General features: G+C 63.3%; 12 protein-coding genes. 3 read left to right on the top strand and 9 right to left on the bottom strand.

Annotated features, from left to right (window positions below):
• Positions 1-82: 82 nt before the first annotated feature.
• From NKJ11_RS25990 to NKJ11_RS26000, 3 genes are all read left to right on the top strand, one after another.
• Positions 83-2,701: a caspase family protein gene (locus NKJ11_RS25990; protein ID WP_352794614.1), complete on the top strand. Its 2,619-nt coding sequence runs from the start codon at positions 83-85 to the stop codon at positions 2,699-2,701.
• Between the two features lie 161 nt (positions 2,702-2,862).
• Entirely contained in the window at positions 2,863-5,334 is a 2,472-nt protein-coding gene (gene gyrB, locus NKJ11_RS25995) for a DNA topoisomerase (ATP-hydrolyzing) subunit B (protein WP_352794615.1), read from the top strand.
• 232 nt (positions 5,335-5,566) lie between these two features.
• Positions 5,567-6,484 carry a hypothetical protein gene (locus tag NKJ11_RS26000; RefSeq protein ID WP_352439798.1) on the top strand — a complete coding sequence of 306 codons (918 nt, stop codon included), beginning with the start codon at positions 5,567-5,569 and terminating at the stop codon, positions 6,482-6,484.
• A gap of 100 nt (positions 6,485-6,584) precedes the next feature.
• Here the strand turns inward: NKJ11_RS26000 and NKJ11_RS26005 are convergent, their stop codons facing one another.
• From NKJ11_RS26005 to NKJ11_RS26045, 9 genes are all read right to left on the bottom strand, one after another.
• Complete coding sequence (locus NKJ11_RS26005; protein WP_352794617.1) at positions 6,585-8,069, bottom strand: hypothetical protein; 1,485 nt, start codon at positions 8,067-8,069, stop codon at positions 6,585-6,587.
• A 131-nt stretch (positions 8,070-8,200) separates the two neighbouring features.
• The gene (locus tag NKJ11_RS26010; protein WP_352611587.1) at positions 8,201-9,598 is read right to left on the bottom strand and encodes an NAD(P)(+) transhydrogenase (Re/Si-specific) subunit beta; all 1,398 of its coding nucleotides are present in this window, start codon (positions 9,596-9,598) and stop codon (positions 8,201-8,203) included.
• 6 nt (positions 9,599-9,604) lie between these two features.
• Positions 9,605-10,030 (bottom strand): proton-translocating transhydrogenase family protein, encoded by a 426-nt coding sequence (locus NKJ11_RS26015; protein WP_006339983.1) that lies wholly within the window; start codon positions 10,028-10,030, stop codon positions 9,605-9,607.
• Positions 10,030-11,298, bottom strand: a complete 1,269-nt coding sequence (locus NKJ11_RS26020; RefSeq protein WP_352442671.1) for a Re/Si-specific NAD(P)(+) transhydrogenase subunit alpha — start codon at positions 11,296-11,298, stop codon at positions 10,030-10,032. The genes NKJ11_RS26015 and NKJ11_RS26020 overlap by 1 nt, the downstream gene beginning before the upstream one ends.
• 85 nt (positions 11,299-11,383) lie before the next feature.
• The gene (locus NKJ11_RS26025) at positions 11,384-11,608 is read right to left on the bottom strand and encodes an aa3-type cytochrome c oxidase subunit IV (RefSeq protein ID WP_013528204.1); all 225 of its coding nucleotides are present in this window, start codon (positions 11,606-11,608) and stop codon (positions 11,384-11,386) included.
• A gap of 209 nt (positions 11,609-11,817) precedes the next feature.
• The gene (locus tag NKJ11_RS26030) at positions 11,818-11,967 is read right to left on the bottom strand and encodes a DUF3096 domain-containing protein (protein WP_013528205.1); all 150 of its coding nucleotides are present in this window, start codon (positions 11,965-11,967) and stop codon (positions 11,818-11,820) included.
• A gap of 120 nt (positions 11,968-12,087) precedes the next feature.
• Positions 12,088-12,867: an N-acyl amino acid synthase FeeM domain-containing protein gene (locus tag NKJ11_RS26035; protein WP_352794619.1), complete on the bottom strand. Its 780-nt coding sequence runs from the start codon at positions 12,865-12,867 to the stop codon at positions 12,088-12,090.
• A 301-nt stretch (positions 12,868-13,168) separates the two neighbouring features.
• A complete protein-coding gene (locus NKJ11_RS26040; protein WP_352629866.1) occupies positions 13,169-15,481 on the bottom strand; it encodes a putative bifunctional diguanylate cyclase/phosphodiesterase in 2,313 nt (770 codons plus the stop codon).
• A gap of 144 nt (positions 15,482-15,625) precedes the next feature.
• Positions 15,626-19,120 (bottom strand): indolepyruvate ferredoxin oxidoreductase family protein, encoded by a 3,495-nt coding sequence (locus NKJ11_RS26045; RefSeq protein WP_352794620.1) that lies wholly within the window; start codon positions 19,118-19,120, stop codon positions 15,626-15,628.
• Positions 19,121-19,279 lie beyond the last annotated feature (159 nt).

Raw genomic sequence — 19,279 nt, forward strand, 5'->3', positions numbered from 1 at the left:
TCTTCCGCAAAAAGCCCGGCTTGCTCATGGCATAAAGAGGTGGAATGTTCGCGCAAATGGACAAGCCGGGGGGCGGTTCGACTTGCGTTTGCTTTTTGCCTTGCTGCTGATGCTCATGAGCACCGCCGCCGCGGTGGCTGAGCGGCGCGTGGCCTTGATCATTGCCGACGACGACTACCGCCTGATCCGGCCGCTTGCCAATCCGGTCCATGACGGCGAGGCGATGGCAGCGGCGCTGAAGAAGCTCGGCTTCGAGGTCGTCCTCGAAACCAACCGCGACCTGAGGCGCATGCGCCGCGCGCTCGACGATTTTCGCCAGGATGCCAAAGGCGCCGACGTGGCGCTGGTCTACTTCTCCGGCCACGGCGTGGAAATCTCGGGCGATAACCGGCTGCTGCCGGTCGATGCCGACCCCTCTTCGCTCGATGCGCTGGAGAAGACCAGCTTGCCTCTGGAGGAGGTGCGCAAGACCGTGGCCGCCACCGCCAAGGTCGGCCTGATCATGCTCGACGCCTGCCGGAGCGATCCGTTTTCGGGCACGGTGGGTGACGGGCGCGGCGCGACGTCGCTGGTCAAGGATGTCGTGGAGAATGTCCGGCCGGGGCTTGGTCGGACTGGCCGCGCCGAAAACATCCTGTTCGCTTTCTCGGCAGCACCCGGCGAGACGGCGGCCGACGGAACCGGCCAGAACTCGCCATTCACCACGGCGCTGACCAAATATCTCGGCACCAGCGGGCTCGAAATCCGCTCGGTGCTGACGCTGGTGCAGCAGGAGGTCTACGATTTGTCGCGGGGCAAACAGCTGCCTTACGTCGAGAGCGGCCTGCCGAAGCTGTTCTTTGCCGCGGCCGCCAAGGAACAATTGCCGGAGCGCGAGCGCCTGTTGCTTGCCATGGCCGACGTGACGCCGGAAATGCGCGGTGAGGTCGAGCAGGTTGCCAGCGATGCCGACATGCCGCTGGCGCCTCTCTACGGCGTGCTGATCAGCTCCGACGCCAGCCACCTTTCGGCGGAAAGCCTGAATGCCCGGTTGCGCGAGGCGGCCGACGCCTTCGTCAAAGTGCGCGGCGAAATGAGGACGCTGGCCTCCGATGATCCGCAGGTGACGGAATTGCGCCGGCAGGCCGAGGAGCAGCTTTCGCTCGGCGCCTTCGATGGGGCTCGCGCCATCCTCGCAAAGGCCGCCGACATCGACAATGTTTCGCGCAACGCCTTGAAGGCCAACTTCGTCAACCGCACGCTGTCCGAGGCGGCGACGCGTTTCCTGTCCGGCGGTGCGGCGCGCGCCGACCTCGACTACGCCACGGCCATCAAGGATTATGAATCGGTCCTGGCCCTTTACGGCGAGGCCGGGCAGACCGATCTGACCCTGGACCACGCCGACCGCCAGATCCGCACGCTGGACGAGCTCGGCAAGCTCTACACCCTTGTCGGCAACACCGATGCGGCAGGCCGCGCCTTTGCAGCGCTGGTATCCAATCTCGAGCTGCGTTCGGCCCGGGAAACCGACCCGAGCGTCAAGCGCGATTTTGCCGTCAGCCACATCAAGCTCGGCAACATCAGGCTGGCGCAAGGGGACCTGCCGGAAGCGCTGGAAAACTATCAGACCGCCAGAACCATGCTGCGGGATTTGACCAAGGCCGAGCCTGATCGCCTGCCATGGTTGGGGGACTTCGCCATGGCCGACGACAAGATCGGCAACGTGCTGGTGACGCAAGGCGATCTGGCCGGCGCCGCGCAAGTCTACCAGGAAAGCCTGTCGATCAAGAAGCAGCTTGCCGATAACGAACCGGAGCGCGCCGAGCTGCAGCGCGACCTGACCATCACCTATGACGAGATCGGCGGCCTTGCCCGGGTCATGGGGCGACTGGACAACGCCCAGATGGCCTACGAGGAGAGCCTGAAGGTCCGATTGGCGCTGGCCGAGAAGAAGCCGCGGGACGCCGAGCGGCAACGCGATGTCTCCGTCAGCCATGATACGATCGGCGATCTCAAGCGCGAGCGCGGCGATGCGGCGGGCGCACTCGCGTCCTATAAAGCGGGCCATGCGATCGTCGAACAATTGGTGGGCCGCGACCCCGACAACAGTGAGCTGAAGCGCGACCTGTCGGTCGGCAACGCAAAGATCGGCAATGCGCTGAGCGATCAAGAGGACTGGCCGGTAGCCCTCGCCGCCTACAGGCAAGCCCTCTCGATAGCCCGCGTGCTGGCGGCCAGTGACCCTGCCAACGCCGACTGGCAACGCGACCTCTCGGTCAGCTTGGAAAAAGTAGCGGGCATTCTGGCGATTCAGGGCGACCGCGCCGGAGCACTCAAGGCCTATATAGATAGTTTCGCCATCGCCGACCGGCTGGCCAAGCTCGACCCTGCCAATGCCGACTGGCAACGCGACCTGTCGATCACTCTGTCCGAGATCGGCATGCTCAAGGCCAAGCAGCGCGACGTCAAAGGCGCGCGGCAGGCTTTCCAGGACAGTCTCGACATCCGCCAGCAGCTCGCCCGGTCCGACCCAAACAACGCCACCTGGCAGCGCGACCTGGTGGTGGCCATGATCGACTACGCTCAGGTCGCCAAGAACCCCAAGGCCGTGCTTTCCCAGGCGCTGGACATGACGCTGGAGCTCGACCGCAGCGGGCGGCTGGCGCCGCGATATAAGTTCATGATCAAGTTTCTCAGGGACCGGCTGGCCAAAGTGAAATAGGGCCTGACGGGAGGCTGTCATGGACAGCCGGCTCATTCCCCGTGAAATGCCTGCAAACCTTGGAAAAACCGCCTTTTGCGCCTATATCTAGTGCATATCAGAGGCGCGATTCGGAGCGGGTTTTTCGCGCCGTGCAAGCGGCATCCAGACAACAGGTTTTCATGAGCGATCAGATCGACAACAACAACGGCGCTGAAGCCGAATACGGCGCCGATTCCATCAAGGTTTTGAAGGGGTTGGATGCTGTCCGCAAACGCCCCGGAATGTATATCGGCGATACCGACGACGGTTCGGGCCTGCATCACATGGTCTATGAGGTGGTCGACAACGCCATCGACGAGGCGCTGGCCGGTCACGCCGACCTCGTCACCGTGACGCTCAACCCCGACGGTTCGGTCACTGTGATCGACAATGGCCGCGGAATTCCGACCGATATCCACACCGGAGAAGGCATTTCGGCGGCCGAAGTGATCATGACGCAGCTGCATGCCGGCGGCAAGTTCGACCAGAATTCCTACAAGGTCTCGGGCGGCCTGCATGGCGTCGGCGTGTCGGTGGTCAACGCGCTGTCGGCGTGGCTGAAGCTGAAAATCCGCCGCAACGGCCAGATCTTCGAGATGAGTTTCACGCATGGCAATGCCGACGCACCGCTGAGGGCGACCGGCAGCTATGAGCAGGACAAGCAGCCGGGCACCTATGAGGGCCGCAGCGGCAGCCAGATCACCTTCTTCCCGTCGTCTGAGACCTTCACCATGGTCGAGTTCGACTTCGGCACGCTGGAACACCGGCTGCGCGAGCTTGCCTTCCTCAATTCCGGCGTGCGCATCATTTTGACCGATGCCCGTCACGCCGATGTCGTGCGCCATGAACTGCACTATGATGGAGGCCTCGAAGAATTCGTCAAATATCTCGACCGGGTCAAGAAACCGCTGATCGACAAGCCGATCGCCATCAAGGCCGAGCGCGACGGGATCACCGTCGAAGTGGCGATGTGGTGGAACGACAGCTACCATGAGAACGTGCTGGCCTTCACCAACAACATCCCGCAGCGCGATGGCGGCACGCATCTGGCCGGCTTTCGCGGCGCGCTGACGCGCCAGATCACCGGCTATGGCGAATCTTCAGGGCTGACCAAGAAGGAAAAGGTCTCGCTGATCGGCGACGATTGCCGCGAAGGTCTGACGGCGGTGCTGTCGGTCAAGGTTCCAGATCCGAAATTCTCCTCGCAGACCAAGGACAAGCTGGTCTCGTCGGAAGTCCGTCCTGTCGTCGAAGGCCTGGTCAACGAAGCGCTCGGCACCTGGCTGGAAGAACACCCGAGCGAAGGCAAGGTGGTCGTCGACAAGGTGATCCAGGCCGCGGCGGCGCGCGAAGCGGCGCGCAAGGCGCGCGATATCACCCGCAAGAGCTCGCTCGGCGTCACTTCCCTGCCCGGCAAGCTGGCCGACTGCCAGGAACGCGACCCGGCGAAATCCGAAATCTTCATCGTCGAGGGTGATTCCGCCGGTGGCTCGGCCAAAGGTGGGCGTTCGCGCCAGAACCAGGCGATCCTGCCGTTGCGCGGCAAGATCCTCAATGTCGAGCGGGCGCGCTTCGACCGCATGCTCGGCTCCGACATGATCGGCACGTTGATCACGGCGCTCGGCACCTCGATCGGCAAGGACGAGTTCAACGCCGACAAGCTGCGCTACCACAAGATCATCCTGATGACCGACGCCGACGTCGACGGCGCCCATATCAGAACCTTGCTGCTCACCTTCTTCTTCCGGCAGATGCCGGAGCTGATCGAGCGCGGCCATCTCTACATCGCCCAGCCGCCGCTCTACAAAGTGACGCGCGGCAAGAGCTCGCAATACATCAAGGACGAGAGCGCGTTCGAGGAGTTCCTGATCGGCTCGGGACTGGAGGAAGCATCGCTTACCCTCGGCTCGGGCGAGGTTCGCATCGGACAGGACCTGCGCGGAGCCATCGACGACGCGCTGGCGGTGCGCCAGCTGATCAACGGCCTGCACACGCGCTACAACAGAGGCGTGGTCGAGCAGGCGGCGATCGCCGGCGGGCTCAACCCGGACGTGTTCACCGATCTCGGCCGCGCCAACGACATGGCGGAGCGGATTGCAAAACGCCTCGACATCATCGCCGAGGACACCGAGCGCGGCTGGACCGGCCGCATGTCGACCTCGAATGAAGGCGTCGGCGGCTATGTGTTCGAGCGCACGGTGCGCAGCGTCAAGGAATACGCGCATCTCGACCTGGCGCTGATCAATTCGGCCGACGCACGCCAGCTCGACCGCTACGCACAGCGCCTCAGCGAGGTCTACGGGTCGCCGCCGGTGCTGCGCCGCAAGGATGTCTCCGAAACCATCTCGGGGCCGCTGGCGATGCTCAACGCGGTCTTTGCGACCGGCCGCAAGGGCCTGACGATGCAACGCTACAAGGGTCTCGGCGAGATGAACGCCGAACAGCTGTGGGAAACCACGCTCGATCCGAACGTGCGCTCGCTGCTGCAAGTCAAGGTCAATGACGCGACCGATGCGGATTCGCTGTTTTCGCGGCTGATGGGCGATGAGGTCGAACCCAGGCGCGAGTTCATCCAGGACAACGCGCTGTCGGTCGCCAATCTGGACATCTGATCTGGACATCAAATCTGAATTGGCGCGCTGCGGCGCGCCAATGTTCCGCTGGCGGCAAGAAAATCATTTTACAACGCGCCGGAACGGAAGTTCCCTTGGAACATTGTGACAACATCGATTCACAATATTCTAACAGGAGGCCTCCATGGGACGTGGCATTTTGCTCTGGTTGCTCGGCATTCCGATTCCGATCATCATTCTGATCATGCTGTTCGTACGATAGGGGGCTTCCATGCAGTCCACCCTGTCGGCGGCCGATGTTTCCGCCTCAACCGAGTCCTCCTCCACCGCCGTCAGCTGGGGACCGATCATCGCCGGAGCCTTCGCGGCCTCGACATTGACCCTCATCCTCATGCTGCTCGGTTCGGGGCTGGGATTGACCATGGTGTCGCCATGGTCGGGATCGGGCGCATCTGTCACCACTTTCGCGGCGTCCACCGCGATCTGGCTTGTCATCGTGCAATGGCTGTCCTCCGGCGTCGGCGGCTATCTTGCCGGACGCCTGCGCACCAAATGGGTCGGCATCCACACCGATGAAGTCTATTTCCGGGACACCGCACACGGCTTTCTTGCCTGGGCGCTGGCCACGTTGCTCGTCGTCGGCGTGCTTGGCTCCGCGCTTTCCGCTGCGATAGGCTCAGGCGTGCAGGCGGTGTCCACCATCGCGTCTGGCGCGGCCATGGGCGCATCGGCGGGGGCTTCGGCCAATGCCGGCAGCACATCGGCCGACAATGCGACCTCCTACCTGGTGGATTCGCTGTTCCGTCCGGCCGATCCGGGCAGGCTGGCTGCCGCCAATCCGGACAGCGATGCGGCTGCGACCGGGCAGGCCTCGCGCATCCTGATCGCCGGTGCAGCGGCAGGTGAGGTTTCCGCAGACGACAAAACGTATCTGTCGCAACTCGTCGCCGCCCGCACCGGTCTTTCGGAAGCAGATGCCAAGGCGCGGGTGGATGCGATCATCGCCAGGGCTCAGGACGCCAAAGTCAAGGCGCAGCAGGCCGCCGACACCGCCAGGAAGGCCAGTGCGACGTTTGCGCTGCTTGGTGCGCTCTCGCTGGCCATCGGCGCCTTTATCGCCAGTGCCGCCGCAGCCCTCGGAGGCAGGCAGCGCGACGATGAGGAAGCGGTTTTTCTCACCAGCCGCTGAACTGCACTTGCAAGGCGAGTCCACTCCGGACCGCCCGGAGTGGACATTGCTCTGAATTGTCATGCGGCGCTGCCTCGGCCGCGTTCGCTGAAATCTTTTCCTATTTTCGGGCAGGAATCGTCGGCGTTTCCGCTTGGCTCGGCTCCAGTTTGCGACCGAGGTCGACAGCGTCGCGCAGCACGGCAAGATGCGAGCGCGGCCGATCGTTGGCGGCGACCTCGACACCGGTCGCCGCCAACGACCAGTACAGCGTGTGGGTGAAGACACGGCCGAGGCAACCGCGTAGCTCGACCTGGATGTTCTCCACGCCCGGGCCGAAATTCTCCGCCATCGGCCCGGAGATCGGATCCCCCGTCAGCCAACCGTTGCCGCGGTCGAAGATATTGGTCCAGCGCGTCGCAGCAAACACCGCGCCATGATGCACCGCGCGCTGCGGCTTGCCCGAAGAACGGTTGCGCCCTTCCTGATAAAGCAATGTGCCACCGGCCGCCGCTCCCTCGGCGACCGGCGGACATGCCGAGAACAGACGCTCGGCGATGCCGCGTCTGAATTCGGCGAGATTGTGCGTCACCAGAAATTCGCTGTGGGTCAGCGGGCTGCCAAGCGTGACGAAATCGCTGATCTTCCAAGGCCCATGGTTGTCCTCCTTGGTGCGCAGTTGGCGATAGAGTTCCCACTGATCGCGCCGGAACCCGGCAAGATCGTCAAGGCTGCCGGGCCATGCCGAGCCGTCGGCAACAAGCGTCGCCTTGTCGATGGCGTGGATCGCCTTCAGTTTCGCCTTGTCGCGGATGGCCTCCAGTCTTCGGGGCCTGAAATCGGCCCACAAGATCTGCAGCAGGTCATAGGCGATCATCGAGCCGAGGCTATGCGAGACCAGCACGATGCGATCGTAGGTATCGTCCATCATCAGACGCTCTAGCAGCTTCAGACCACGGCTGCGGATCAGAGCCCGCTTCTCGACGGTTGCAGCTTCAGCGCGCACATGGACGGCGACATCGCCGAAATAGGGAAGGCCAAAACGGTCCACCGACCAGATGACGAACGAGGCCAGGATGGTGACGAGCGCGCCGACGGTCCACGAAATTTGCTGCTGCCAAACCGACGTCGCAAGCGCGAGAGCCGCGACCAGAACGATGATGACGGCCAGAAGCGTGACCAGATAGAGCTTTCGGGCGTCGGGTGGTATGTCGGCGGGCTTGCGCCAAAGCAGATTTGTCACCCAGGCGGCAAGTCGGCCCCGCGTCGTGCCCTGCGTGATGTCGGCCCAGTAAAGCTCGTAGAAATCGGTGCGGCGCCCATCGACATCGTAGGGCGTGGTGACGCGGCGAAGTTCGTACGAATTGGTCCGGCTGTCGGGAGTGATCCAGCTCTGGTTGATCTTCGCGCCGGCGGGGTCGGCCGGATCGGCGACACGGGCATAAAACGGCGCGCGGCTGGGGTCATGGCTCCAGATACCCTGGACAAAGCCGCGCAGCGTATCCATCGGCCGCTGTTCGCCCATGCCATGCACGATCACCACCGCCTGGCCAGGCTTGCGCGGCGGTTTTCCGGTGGGCGGCGATGCGATGATGGGGTCGGGCACCAACGTCTCCGTTGACGACAATCCCGCCAGCGAGACGGGAATTCTTCATCGTAGCCTGGAAATCGCCATCAAGCCAAGAAAAAGCCCGACGCGAGCCGGGCGTTCCTTGGCGTGTCTCAAGTGATCGCCGATCAGTGGTCCATCGCTTTGACGATCTCTTCGGTCATTTTCTTGGCATCGCCGAGCAACATCATGGTGCCGTCCTTGTAGAACAGCGTGTTGTCGATGCCGGCATAGCCGGAGCCGAGCGAGCGCTTGACGAACAGGCAGGTGCGGGCCTTGTCGACATCGAGGATCGGCATGCCGTAGATGGGTGAGGACTTGTCGTCGCGCGCGGACGGGTTGGTGACGTCGTTGGCGCCGATGACATAGGCAACGTCGGCCTGCGCGAACTCGGAGTTGATGTCCTCGAGCTCGAACACTTCGTCGTAGGGCACATTGGCTTCGGCGAGCAGCACGTTCATGTGGCCGGGCATGCGGCCGGCGACCGGGTGAATGGCGTACTTCACGTCGACGCCATTGGCCTTGAGCTTGTCGGCCATTTCGCGCAGCGCGTGCTGCGCCTGGGCAACCGCCATGCCGTAGCCCGGCACGATGATGACTTTCTGGGCGTTCATCATGAGATAGGCGGCGTCGTCGGCCGAGCCCTGCTTGACCGTGCGCTCGATGCCGTCGTCGGCCTGAGCTGCCGTCTCGCCGCCGAAGCCGCCGAGGATGACGGAGATGAAGCTTCGGTTCATGCCCTTGCACATGATGTAGGACAGGATCGCGCCGGATGAGCCGACCAGCGCGCCGGTGATGATCAGCGCCAGATTGCCGAGCGTGAAGCCGAGGGCGGCAGCTGCCCAGCCCGAATAGGAGTTGAGCATCGAGACGACGACCGGCATGTCGGCGCCGCCGATCGGAATGATCAGCAGGATACCGAGCACCAGCGAGGCGGCAACGATCAGCCAGAAGACCAGCTTCGATTCCGTGGTGACCAGCAGCACGATCAGCACGACGAGCGCGATGGCAAGTGCCGCGTTGATGAAGTGGCGTCCGCCGATCATGATCGGCTTGCCCGACATGCGGCCATCGAGCTTGAGGAAGGCGATGACCGAGCCGGTGAAGGTGATAGCGCCGATGGCGACGCCAAGGCTCATCTCGATCAGCGCCTGGGCGTGGATGTCACCATCCGTGCCGATGCCAAAACTTTCCGGCGCATAGATGGCGGCGGCCGCCACCATGACGGCGGCGAGGCCGACCAGCGAGTGGAAGGCGGCGACCAGTTGCGGCATCGAGGTCATGGCGATGCGCCGCGCGGTGACGGCGCCGACGCCGCCGCCAATGGCAAGGCCGAGCACGATGAGGCCGAAGCGGCCCGCTGACGGGGTTGCCAGCGCCAGCGTGGTGGCGATGGCGATGCCCATGCCGATCATGCCATAGAGATTGCCCTGGCGACTGGTGGTCGGATGCGACAGGCCGCGCAGCGCCATGATGAACAGAACGCCGGAGACCAGATAGAGGAAGGACGCGAAGTTGGCGTTCATGGCGCTCTACTTGTCCTTCTTCTTGTACATGGCCAGCATGCGCTGGGTGACGAGGAAGCCGCCGAAGATGTTGACCGAGACCAGCATCAGCGCGACGAAGCCGAAGCCCGCGGCAATGCCGGAGGCGGCGATGCCGACGGCAAGCAGCGCGCCGACGACGATGACCGAGGAGATGGCGTTGGTGACGGCCATCAGCGGCGTGTGCAGTGCGGGGGTCACCGACCAGACGACGTAGTAGCCGACGAAGATCGCCAGGACGAAGATGGCGAAGCGGAAGACGAAGGGATCGATGGCGCCCCCGGAGAGCGCATGCGCAGCATCACCCGCAGCGTCGGCACCACCAGGCGCGGTCGCCATGTTTTGCACCGCCAGCCGGACGGCGGCGGAAGCCTGGTCGAGCTGGTCCAGGGCTTTCTGCAGGGTCTGGTCCATCACGCGATCCCTTTCGGCTTCGACGAGGGCGACTTGGAGGCGGCCGCCTTCTTGGGCGCGGCTTTCTTGGGCGAAGCGTCGGCGACCATGGTCTTGGCCGGGATTGCGGCCGGCTCGACATGGGGCTGCTGGTCGGCCTTTATGAAAGCCGGATGCACGATCTTGCCGCCATCGGTCAGCATCGTCGCCTTGACCAGATCGTCGTCGCGATTGATGGCAAGCGTCTTGGTCGTCTTGTCGACCAGCGTCTCAACGAAGGCAAACAGGTTCCGGGCGTAGAGCAGCGATGCCGACGCCGCGATGCGGCCGGGCACATTGAGATGGCCGACGATTTTCACCCCATTGGCCGTTGTCACCACCTGGCCCGGTACAGCGCCCTCGACATTGCCGCCGCGCTCGACCGCCAGATCGACGAGCACCGAGCCCGGCTTCATCGAGGCGACCATCGCCGCCGACACCAGCTTTGGCGCCGGCCGGCCGGGAATAAGCGCCGTGGTGATGACGATATCCTGCTTGGCGATGTGCTCTGATGTGAGTGCCGCCTGCTTGGCCTGATATTCCTTCGACATTTCCTTGGCGTAGCCGCCGGCCGTTTCCGCAGCCTTGAATTCCTCGTCCTCGACCGCGAGGAACTTGGCGCCGAGCGAGGCGACCTGTTCCTTGGCGGCGGGGCGAACGTCGGTGGCGGTGACGACCGCACCCAGACGCCGCGCGGTGGCGATCGCCTGCAGGCCGGCAACGCCGACGCCCATGATGAAGACCTTCGCCGCCGGCACCGTGCCGGCAGCCGTCATCATCATCGGCAGCGCGCGATCATATTCCGAAGCCCCGTCGATCACCGCCTGATAGCCGGCCAAATTGGCCTGCGAGGACAAGACGTCCATCGACTGCGCGCGGGTGATGCGCGGCATGAATTCCATCGAGAAAGCGGTGACGCCGGCCTTGGCAAAGGCTGCCACGGCGGCATCGTTGCCATAGGGATCCATGATGGCAATGACCGCTGTACCGGGTTTGTAGCTCTTCAGTTCGGCATCGCCGGGCCGACGCACCTTCAGCACGACATCGGCCTTGGCGACATCGGAAGCCTTGCCTATGGCGGCGCCGGCGCTCGCATAGTCGGCATCGACGATGCGCGAATTCAGACCGGCACCGGCCTCGACGACGACGTCGAAGCCCAACGCCGCCAGCCGTTTCACCGTATCGGGCGAGGCCGCGACGCGCGGCTCGTTGGCATCGAGTTCACGAGGGATGAAAACCGTCTGTCCCACCGCATGATCCTTTCGGCCGGAAGCTATTTCCCGCAAGACGCCGGCCGGCCTCGCGGCGGCGCCATGGACAAGGTGTCGGAAAAATCTATCGGAGGATAAAGGCGCCGACAGCCAGAATCAGCACGAACAGAATGGTCGCCGAGAAGAAGCCGCCCGCGAAGAAGCCGAAGGCCATCGCCAGAAGCAGGGCTCCGCAAAACAGCGAGCCGTACTTGGCCAGCGCGAGGAAGCCCGCATAGGTGCGGTCATGCTCGGCATAGTCCATCTTCGCGCCCAGTTCGACAGGACCGGTCGGCGAGTGATCAGCCATAGGAATACCCCTTCGAAGACATCTTTCAGGCACATAGCGAAAAGCCGGGCCGAGAGCAATGGCGCTATTGCCGCACAACAACCGACAACTGCCTCAAAGAAAGGTTGAAGCCGGCTGCCGACGCGCGACGGAGTCCAATCGCTGGATTCCGGTGCTTGATGCGGAAAGATGCTCCGAAGGCGGACGCTTGCGTGGCCTAAGCCGGCGCCTCAGCCGGCTAGATGCGGAAATAGCCCGAGCAACCCGACGACGATCAGATAGAGCGCGACGATGTAGTTCAACAGCCTTGGCATGACCAGGATCAGCACGCCGGCGATCAGCGAGATGAGCGGGGTGAGCGCAAGTGTGGAAATGGTCATGACGGGTTCCCTCAAAAACTTCAGAATCGACCCGGAGCGCTGCTCGTGGCCGCACCCAGAACGCCGAAGTCGCCAAAAGGCTCCCTGTCGGCCCTGCAAAATCGTGTGAATCCTGCCGTATCAGGCGGCTTCGTGATAGTACTTTGCCGTGGGCAGGATGGTCAGCGGCGCGAGTTCTCCGACATGCGGCGTATCGAACAGCATGCGCTGTTCCATTGGCGTCGAGCGGAAGAACGGGAACCGTGAGAAGGACCGCTCGCGGATGGCGTTGACGTCGGCCCGGTAGAGCACGACCTTGTTGAAAACGCCCGGATAGGCGCGCGACTCGCTGATCTTCTCCGAGTAGTAGATACGCTTGTAGAAGCCGGCGTGATCCTCACGAATGGTCGACAGGCAGTAGGGCGCGTTGAAATGGAAGCACGCCATGCCGGCCAGCCGCAGGGTCAAGTAAGGAATCTGCGGGTAGACGCGCGACCATTCGGGATCGGACGCAAAACGGCTGGGGCAGATGAAGCTCAGCCCGTCACGAAGCATCGGCATGACGATGTCGCCAAAGGCCTTGGTGGAAGGCGACATCGGCGTCGCCAAGGTGACGTGATGGATACGCAGCGTGCTGACGAGTTCCTGGTCGATATAGACTCCGAAGCGGTAGACATTCGGTGCCTCGTCGAGCTCATCGTGAATGGTATGGTTTTCGTTGTCGGGAACCATATCGTTCGAGCGATATGACTTGTAGCGGAGGCGGTAGATGTCCTCGAGATCTTCGCCCTTGTCGCAGCGGCGGTACTCTGTCCGCTCAAGCATCGCCGAGACGTTGCGGGCGAAGCTGGACATGGTGTCGGCGGTGTCCTTGCCGTCCTCGCCCGTCACGGGACGAAGCGAACTCAACTGCACAATCATCAACTCAATCCCCGTACATTGCCGCCGCGATCCGACACTACGACAGGGTCCTGGGATGTAAAAGATGAAAATGGGAAGCAGCCCGTTTACCAGTCGTTAAGGTTAACGATTGCTAAAATAAGACTAAAATAGTGCTTTTCTTGATTTTCTGCGTCGCGACGGGGAAAGAGCATATCTCGAACATGACGGGAAGCGGCGGAAATTTTGGCATGGCCCGCGACGTGCAGGGAAACCTCGAGCCTCTTGAAGGAAACAGGGATGGGCTCTCAGTGCCTGGGCACCATGCGCCATACGCCGCAAATCAGCGACGTACCGCCTTTTTGGCGGTCCTGATATCCTTGGCGAAGGGCCATACGGTGTTCGACATCGTCTCGATGCCGGAAGCGCTGAGCGCCGAACCGAACAGGAACCCCTGGACAAGATCAGGCTTGACCTGCAGCGCCAGGATCTTGAGCTGCTCGAAGGTCTCGACCCCTTCGACGGTCACCGAAAGCCCCAGCGGCCGCGACAGGTTGACGATGCCCTTGAGCAGCTCGAGCGAACGGGGATTCTGGGTAACGTCCATCAGGAACGAGCGGTCGATCTTGATCTTGTCGAGCGGCAGCTTGTGCAGGTAGCTCAGGCTCGAATAGCCGGTGCCGAAATCGTCGAGCGCGATGCGCACGCCAAGTTGCTTCAGCTCCTCGATATACTGGCGCGTCAGCGACTTGTCGTCGAGCAGCGCCGTTTCGGTGACCTCGATCTCGAGCCGGGAGGCGGCGAGGCCGGTGCCGGCCAACGCATCGCGAACCTTCTGGATGACATCGCGGCTGCGGAAATCCTTGGCGGAGAGATTGACCGAGACGCTGGTCTGGTCGGGCCATTTGGCGCATTCGGCGCAGGCTGCCTGCAGCACGAAGGTGCTGATCTCGGAAATGATGCCCATTTCCTCGGCCAGTGGAATGAAGATGCTGGGCGAGATCGGCCCGAGATCGGGATGATCCCACCGGCACAGCGCCTCGCAGCTGGCGATGCGCATGGTGCTCATCGCCACGATCGGCTGATAGACCACCCGCAGGCTCTTGCTTTCCACGGCTGTGCGCAAATCCGCCTTCATCAGCTGACGGTTGCGGAAAGCGGCATCCATCGAGGCTTCGAACAGCCGCCAGCTGTTCTTCCCGAGTTCCTTGGCCTTGTAGAGCGCCAGGTCCGCCTTGACGATCATGGCGTCGACATCGGTATCCTTGACCCGCGACAGTACCGCGCCGCCGCTGGCCTGGATGCGTAGCCCGTGACCGGCAACGTCGACTTCCCCTTGCAGGCCGGCGAAAATCTCGTCGAGCTGGCTGGTCAGATGGCTCTCATCCTCGACGCGGTCGAAGAAGATCATGAACTCGTCGCCACCGAAACGGCTGACCGTGATATCTTGCCTGGCAATGGCGGCAAGCCGCTCGGCAACGGCATAGATCAAGCCGTCGCCGATAGGATGGCCAAGCGTGTCGTTGACGCTCTTGAAATCGTCGAGGTCGAGCACCGCCAGGCCGCAGAGACGATCGCGATCGCCGGACGCCATGGCCTCGCCGACCAGTTCATGGAAATAGGCGCGGTTGGGCAGGCCGGTGAGGTTGTCGTAACGTGCCATGAAGCGTATCTTGTCTTCCGCCTCGACACGGGCGGTGACGTCCTCGAAGGTGATCACGCCCAGTTCCTGGCTGCCTTCGCGAGCCGAGAACTCATAATGCTGGCCGTTGGCGAGGGAAACCAGCACCTTGCGGTCGCGGCCCTCGCGCAGGGCACGCGTCAGCTGCGCCTCGATGTAGCGGCAATCCTTGGGCGCCAGCATGCCGCCGGCGACACCGCGCATCAACAGACCATGGATCGACCGGCCGAGCAGCGCATCCGGCGACTTGAGCGACATCAAATGCGCGGCCTCGGCATTGGCCACCGCGACGCGGCCGTCCGGCCCGAGCATGACAAGGCCGTGCGACATGGTGTTGAGCGCCCGATTGAAGCGCTGGGCGATGCGGTTGGCCTTCTTTTCTTCCGAGACGGCCGCAAAAAGCACATCGCGTACGGTGTTGGCGAATTTCCGGATGGCGAACAGGAACGGCGCCGACAGGAGCCCGAGGAGGACATGGTAGATGTCGCCGCGCAGCAGGAAGCCCAGCGAGATCGGCCAGGTCAAGGCAATGGTCAGGATGGTGACCATGCGCGGCGAGCCGTAGTTGCGGCCGGCGATGGAGGTCGCCGTCGCCAGCGTCAGGCAAACGGAGGCGATTTCGGCGAAACCGTCGCGCGCGAAATAGATGCCGAGCAGGCAGAAGGCGCCAAGCGTCAAGCCATGCAGGGAGCCATAGAGAATGTAGTCATTCTCACGCTTGTGCGCTTCTTCCCAGGTCGTCGGCGAAGGCATGCTGTTGTATTTTCGAAAGTTTCTCATGCGGAACACACCGACGAGAACCATCGAGATCGCGACCAGCAAATACCGCGGATCGCCGTTCTTCCACCAGACAAGGCCGATCAGGAAAGTCTGCGCGAGAATGCCGATCGAAAGCGTCAGCCCGTCGCGAAACAAGGTTTCCACGAACGGAATGTAGACGTCGACCGGAATCTCGTTCTTTTTTCTCAGATTCAACGCCTGAATCCCAACCCTGGGGAGCCAAGCAGTGCCACATCCGCCTTAAGAAAGATTTAGAGAGACCCCCGCGCTCCTGCCGTCAAGCCGAGTGACGTAACGGAAAGCAAGGAAACTGTCGTTCAGGTAAACAAGGCGTATCGATCATTCGGCGGCCTGAAGTTCGGGCCGCGCCGGCGTACTCGACAGGCGTTCGAGCAGCCTTTGGCGTTCGCTCGAAGCCTTGTCGGCGCTGGCTCGACGGACGTGGCCGTAGCCGCGAATGAGGGCAGGCACCGAAGCCAATGCAGCCGCCGCATCGACCCTGGCCGGGGCCAGCGATCCGGCGATGAGCTCCAGATCCGCCTCGTACCGCGCCAGTAGCTGCCGCTCCATGCGCCGTTCGGCGGTGTAGCCGAACAGGTCGAAGGCGGTGCCGCGCAGGCCCTTCATCGCCGCCAGAACCCGAAAGCCCTTCATCATCCACGGACCGAAGCTTGATTTCCTCGGGCTGCCGTCATTGCCACGACGGCCCATGATCGGCGGAGCGAGGTGGAATTCGAGCTTTTCATAGCTCTGGAACTGTTTTCCAAGTTCGGCGACGAAAGAGCCGTCCGTGTAAAGACGCGCCACCTCGTATTCGTCCTTGATCGCCATCAGCTTGAACAGGTTCCTGGCGGCTGCCTGCGCCACCGCAGTCGAACCCGGCACGGCCTTCGCTTCGGCGGCGCGCAAAACGGCCAGCTTTTCGGCATAACGCTTGCCGTAGGCCGTATTCTGATAGGCGGTTAGGAAGGCGACGCGGCGGGCAATGATGTCGTCCAGCGTCTCGGCGATATCCGTGGCCTGGTCGGCCTTTCCAGCCACGGCCGGACCCGGCTGGGCAACGAGCCGGCGCACGAAATCCGGCTGATAGGCAGCACGACGTCCCCAGCGGAAAGCGGCGATGTTCATCGCCACGGCTTCGCCGTTGAGCTCGATCGCCTTTTCGACGGCCTCGGCCGACAATGGCAGGCCGCCGTGCTGGAAGGCAAAGCCGAGCATGAACATGTTGGCGCCGAGCGAATTGCCGAAAAGTGCCGTGGCGGTGCGGGTGGCGTCGAAGAAATGCGCCTTGTCGTCGCCCGCTGCCGCGCGGATCGCCTTTTTCAGCCGCTCTGTCGGCAACGAAAAATCGGCCGAGCGGGCGAATTCGCCGGGCATGATCTCGGCGGTGTTGGCGACGAAGATGGTGTGGCCCTCGCGCACAGCGGTCAGCACCTTCTTGGCGCCCGACACGACGAGATCGCAGCCAAGCACCAGATCGGCCTTGCCGGCCGAAACGCGGATGGCATGGATGTCGTCCGGGGTGCGGGCGATGCGGACATGCGTGAACACCGAGCCACCCTTCTGGGCGAGGCCGGCCATGTCGATCATGCCGCAGCCCTTGTCCTCGAGATGCGCCGCCATGCCAAGCACCGCACCGACGGTGACGACGCCGGTGCCGCCGACGCCATCGATGATCGCCGCCCAGCCCTGCTCGCCCAGCGGGAATTGCGCCGGCACGGGCACGCCTTCCAGCGGATCGGCCTTGCCGGCAAGGCCCTCGGCCTTGCGGATCTTGGCGCCGTGCACGGTGACGAAGGACGGGCAGAAGCCGTTGACGCAGGAGAAATCCTTGTTGCAGCTCGACTGGTCGATCTTGCGCTTGCGGCCAAATTCGGTCTCGACCGGCTGGATCGAGACGCAGTTCGACTGCACGCCGCAATCGCCGCAGCCTTCGCAGACCAGTTCGTTGATGAAGACCCGCTTGTCGGGATCGGGGAAGGTGCCGCGCTTGCGGCGACGGCGCTTTTCGGCGGCGCAGGTCTGGTCGTAGAGCAGCACCGAAACGCCCTTGACCTCGCGCAGCTCGCGCTGGACGAGATCGAGGTCGTCGCGGTGATGGATGGTGGCGCCGGCCGGGAATTCGGCCTTGCCGGCATATTTGCCGGGCTCATCGGTGGCGATGGCGATGCGGTCGACGCCTTCGGCGCGCACCTGCCTGGCGATCATGTCGACGGTCAGGCCGCCTTCGTGCGGCTGGCCGCCGGTCATGGCGACGGCGTCGTTGTAGAGGATCTTGTAGGTGATGTTGGCGTCGCTCGACAGCGCGAAGCGGATCGCCAGCGTACCGGAATGGTTGTAGGTGCCGTCGCCAAGATTCTGAAAGATGTGCTCGCGCTTGGAGAACGGCGCCTGGCCGACCCATTGCGCGCCCTCGCCGCCCATGGCCGTGAAGCCGACGGTGTTGCGGTCCATCCATAGCGCCATGAAGTGACAACCGATTCCGGCCGCGGCGATAGAGCCGTCCGGCACCTTGGTGGACGAATTGTGCGGGCATCCGGAGCAGAAGAACGGCGTGCGCGAGCCGATGTCGGTGGCCTCGGTGAGCATTGCCTGGAACTGGCGCAGTTTTGCCACCCGCGCCGAAATCTCTGCGGACGGGCCGATGGTCCTGACGATCCTCTCGCCAAGCGCGATGGCGATGTCGTTGGGATCGAGCGCGCCCTTGGCCGGAAACAGCCAGTCGCCGCGCTCGTCCTTCTTGCCGATAATGACCGGTTGGGTGGCAGTGCCATAAAGGCTTTCGCGCAACTGCACTTCGATCAGCGAGCGCTTCTCCTCGACGACGACAATGGTGTCGAGGCCGCGGGCGAAATCGGCGATGTGATGCAGGTCGAGCGGCCAGGGGCAGCCGACCTTGAACAGCCGCACGCCGATGCGGTTGGCGGCCGCCTCGTCGATGCCGATGTCCTCCAGCGCCTGGCGGACATCGAGATAGCTCTTGCCCAGCGTGATGATGCCGATCTTCGGATTGCGGCCGCCCGAATAGACGATGCGGTTCAGCCCGTTGGCATGGATGAAGGCGGAAGCCGCGGCGCGCTTATGCTCATGCAGCCGCTCCTCCTGGCCGAGCATGTCGATCTCGTGGCGGATGTTGAGACCGCCAGGCGGCATGTCGAACTCCGGCACGACGATGTTCAGCCGCTCGAGCGAGGCATCGACCGAGGCGGTCGATTCGATGTTGTCCTTGACGCATTTGATCGCCGCCCACGTGCCGGCAAAGCGCGACATGGCGAAGCCGTAGAGCCCGTAGTCGATGATCTCCTGGACGCCGGCCGGGTTGAGGATCGGCACCATCGTGTCGACGAACAGGAATTCGGTGGCATGCGCGTTGGTCGAGGATTCGGCCATATGGTCGTCGCCCATCAAGGCGAGCACACCGCCATGCTTCGACGAGCCGGCGAGGTTGGCATGGCGGAACACGTCGCCTGAGCGGTCAACGCCCGGCCCCTTGCCGTACCAGACCGAAAAGACACCGTCATGGGTGCCCTCGCCCAGCAGTTCCGTCTGCTGCGCGCCCCAGCAAGCGGTGGCGGCAAGCTCCTCGTTGAGACCCGGCTGGAAGACGATGTCAGCCTGGGCGAGCTGTTTCTTCGCCTTCCACAGCTGCATGTCGAGGCCGCCGAGCGGCGAACCGCGATAGCCGGAGACGAAGCCGGCCGTGTTCAAGCCGGCGCGGCGATCGCGCTCGCGCTGCATCAGCAGCATGCGGATGACCGCCTGCGCGCCGGACAGGAAGATGCGCTCCTTTGCGAGATCGAACTTGTCGTCGAGCGTGACGTCGTGCAGCGTCATCAGGCATTTCCTCTGCGGAGGCCACGCGGGGCAGGCAGCCAACGTCGGGGTCGGATGACGCATCCTTTCTCCCCTTGCAAGGCAGGTCAAACAAAATCGCAGATGCCAGGCAACGCGCAACGAACAGTCCGCGGCCATCCTGAATAGGGTATGAAACGA

This window comes from Mesorhizobium sp. M0243 (assembly GCF_040321775.1).
Taxonomy (GTDB): domain Bacteria; phylum Pseudomonadota; class Alphaproteobacteria; order Rhizobiales; family Rhizobiaceae; genus Mesorhizobium.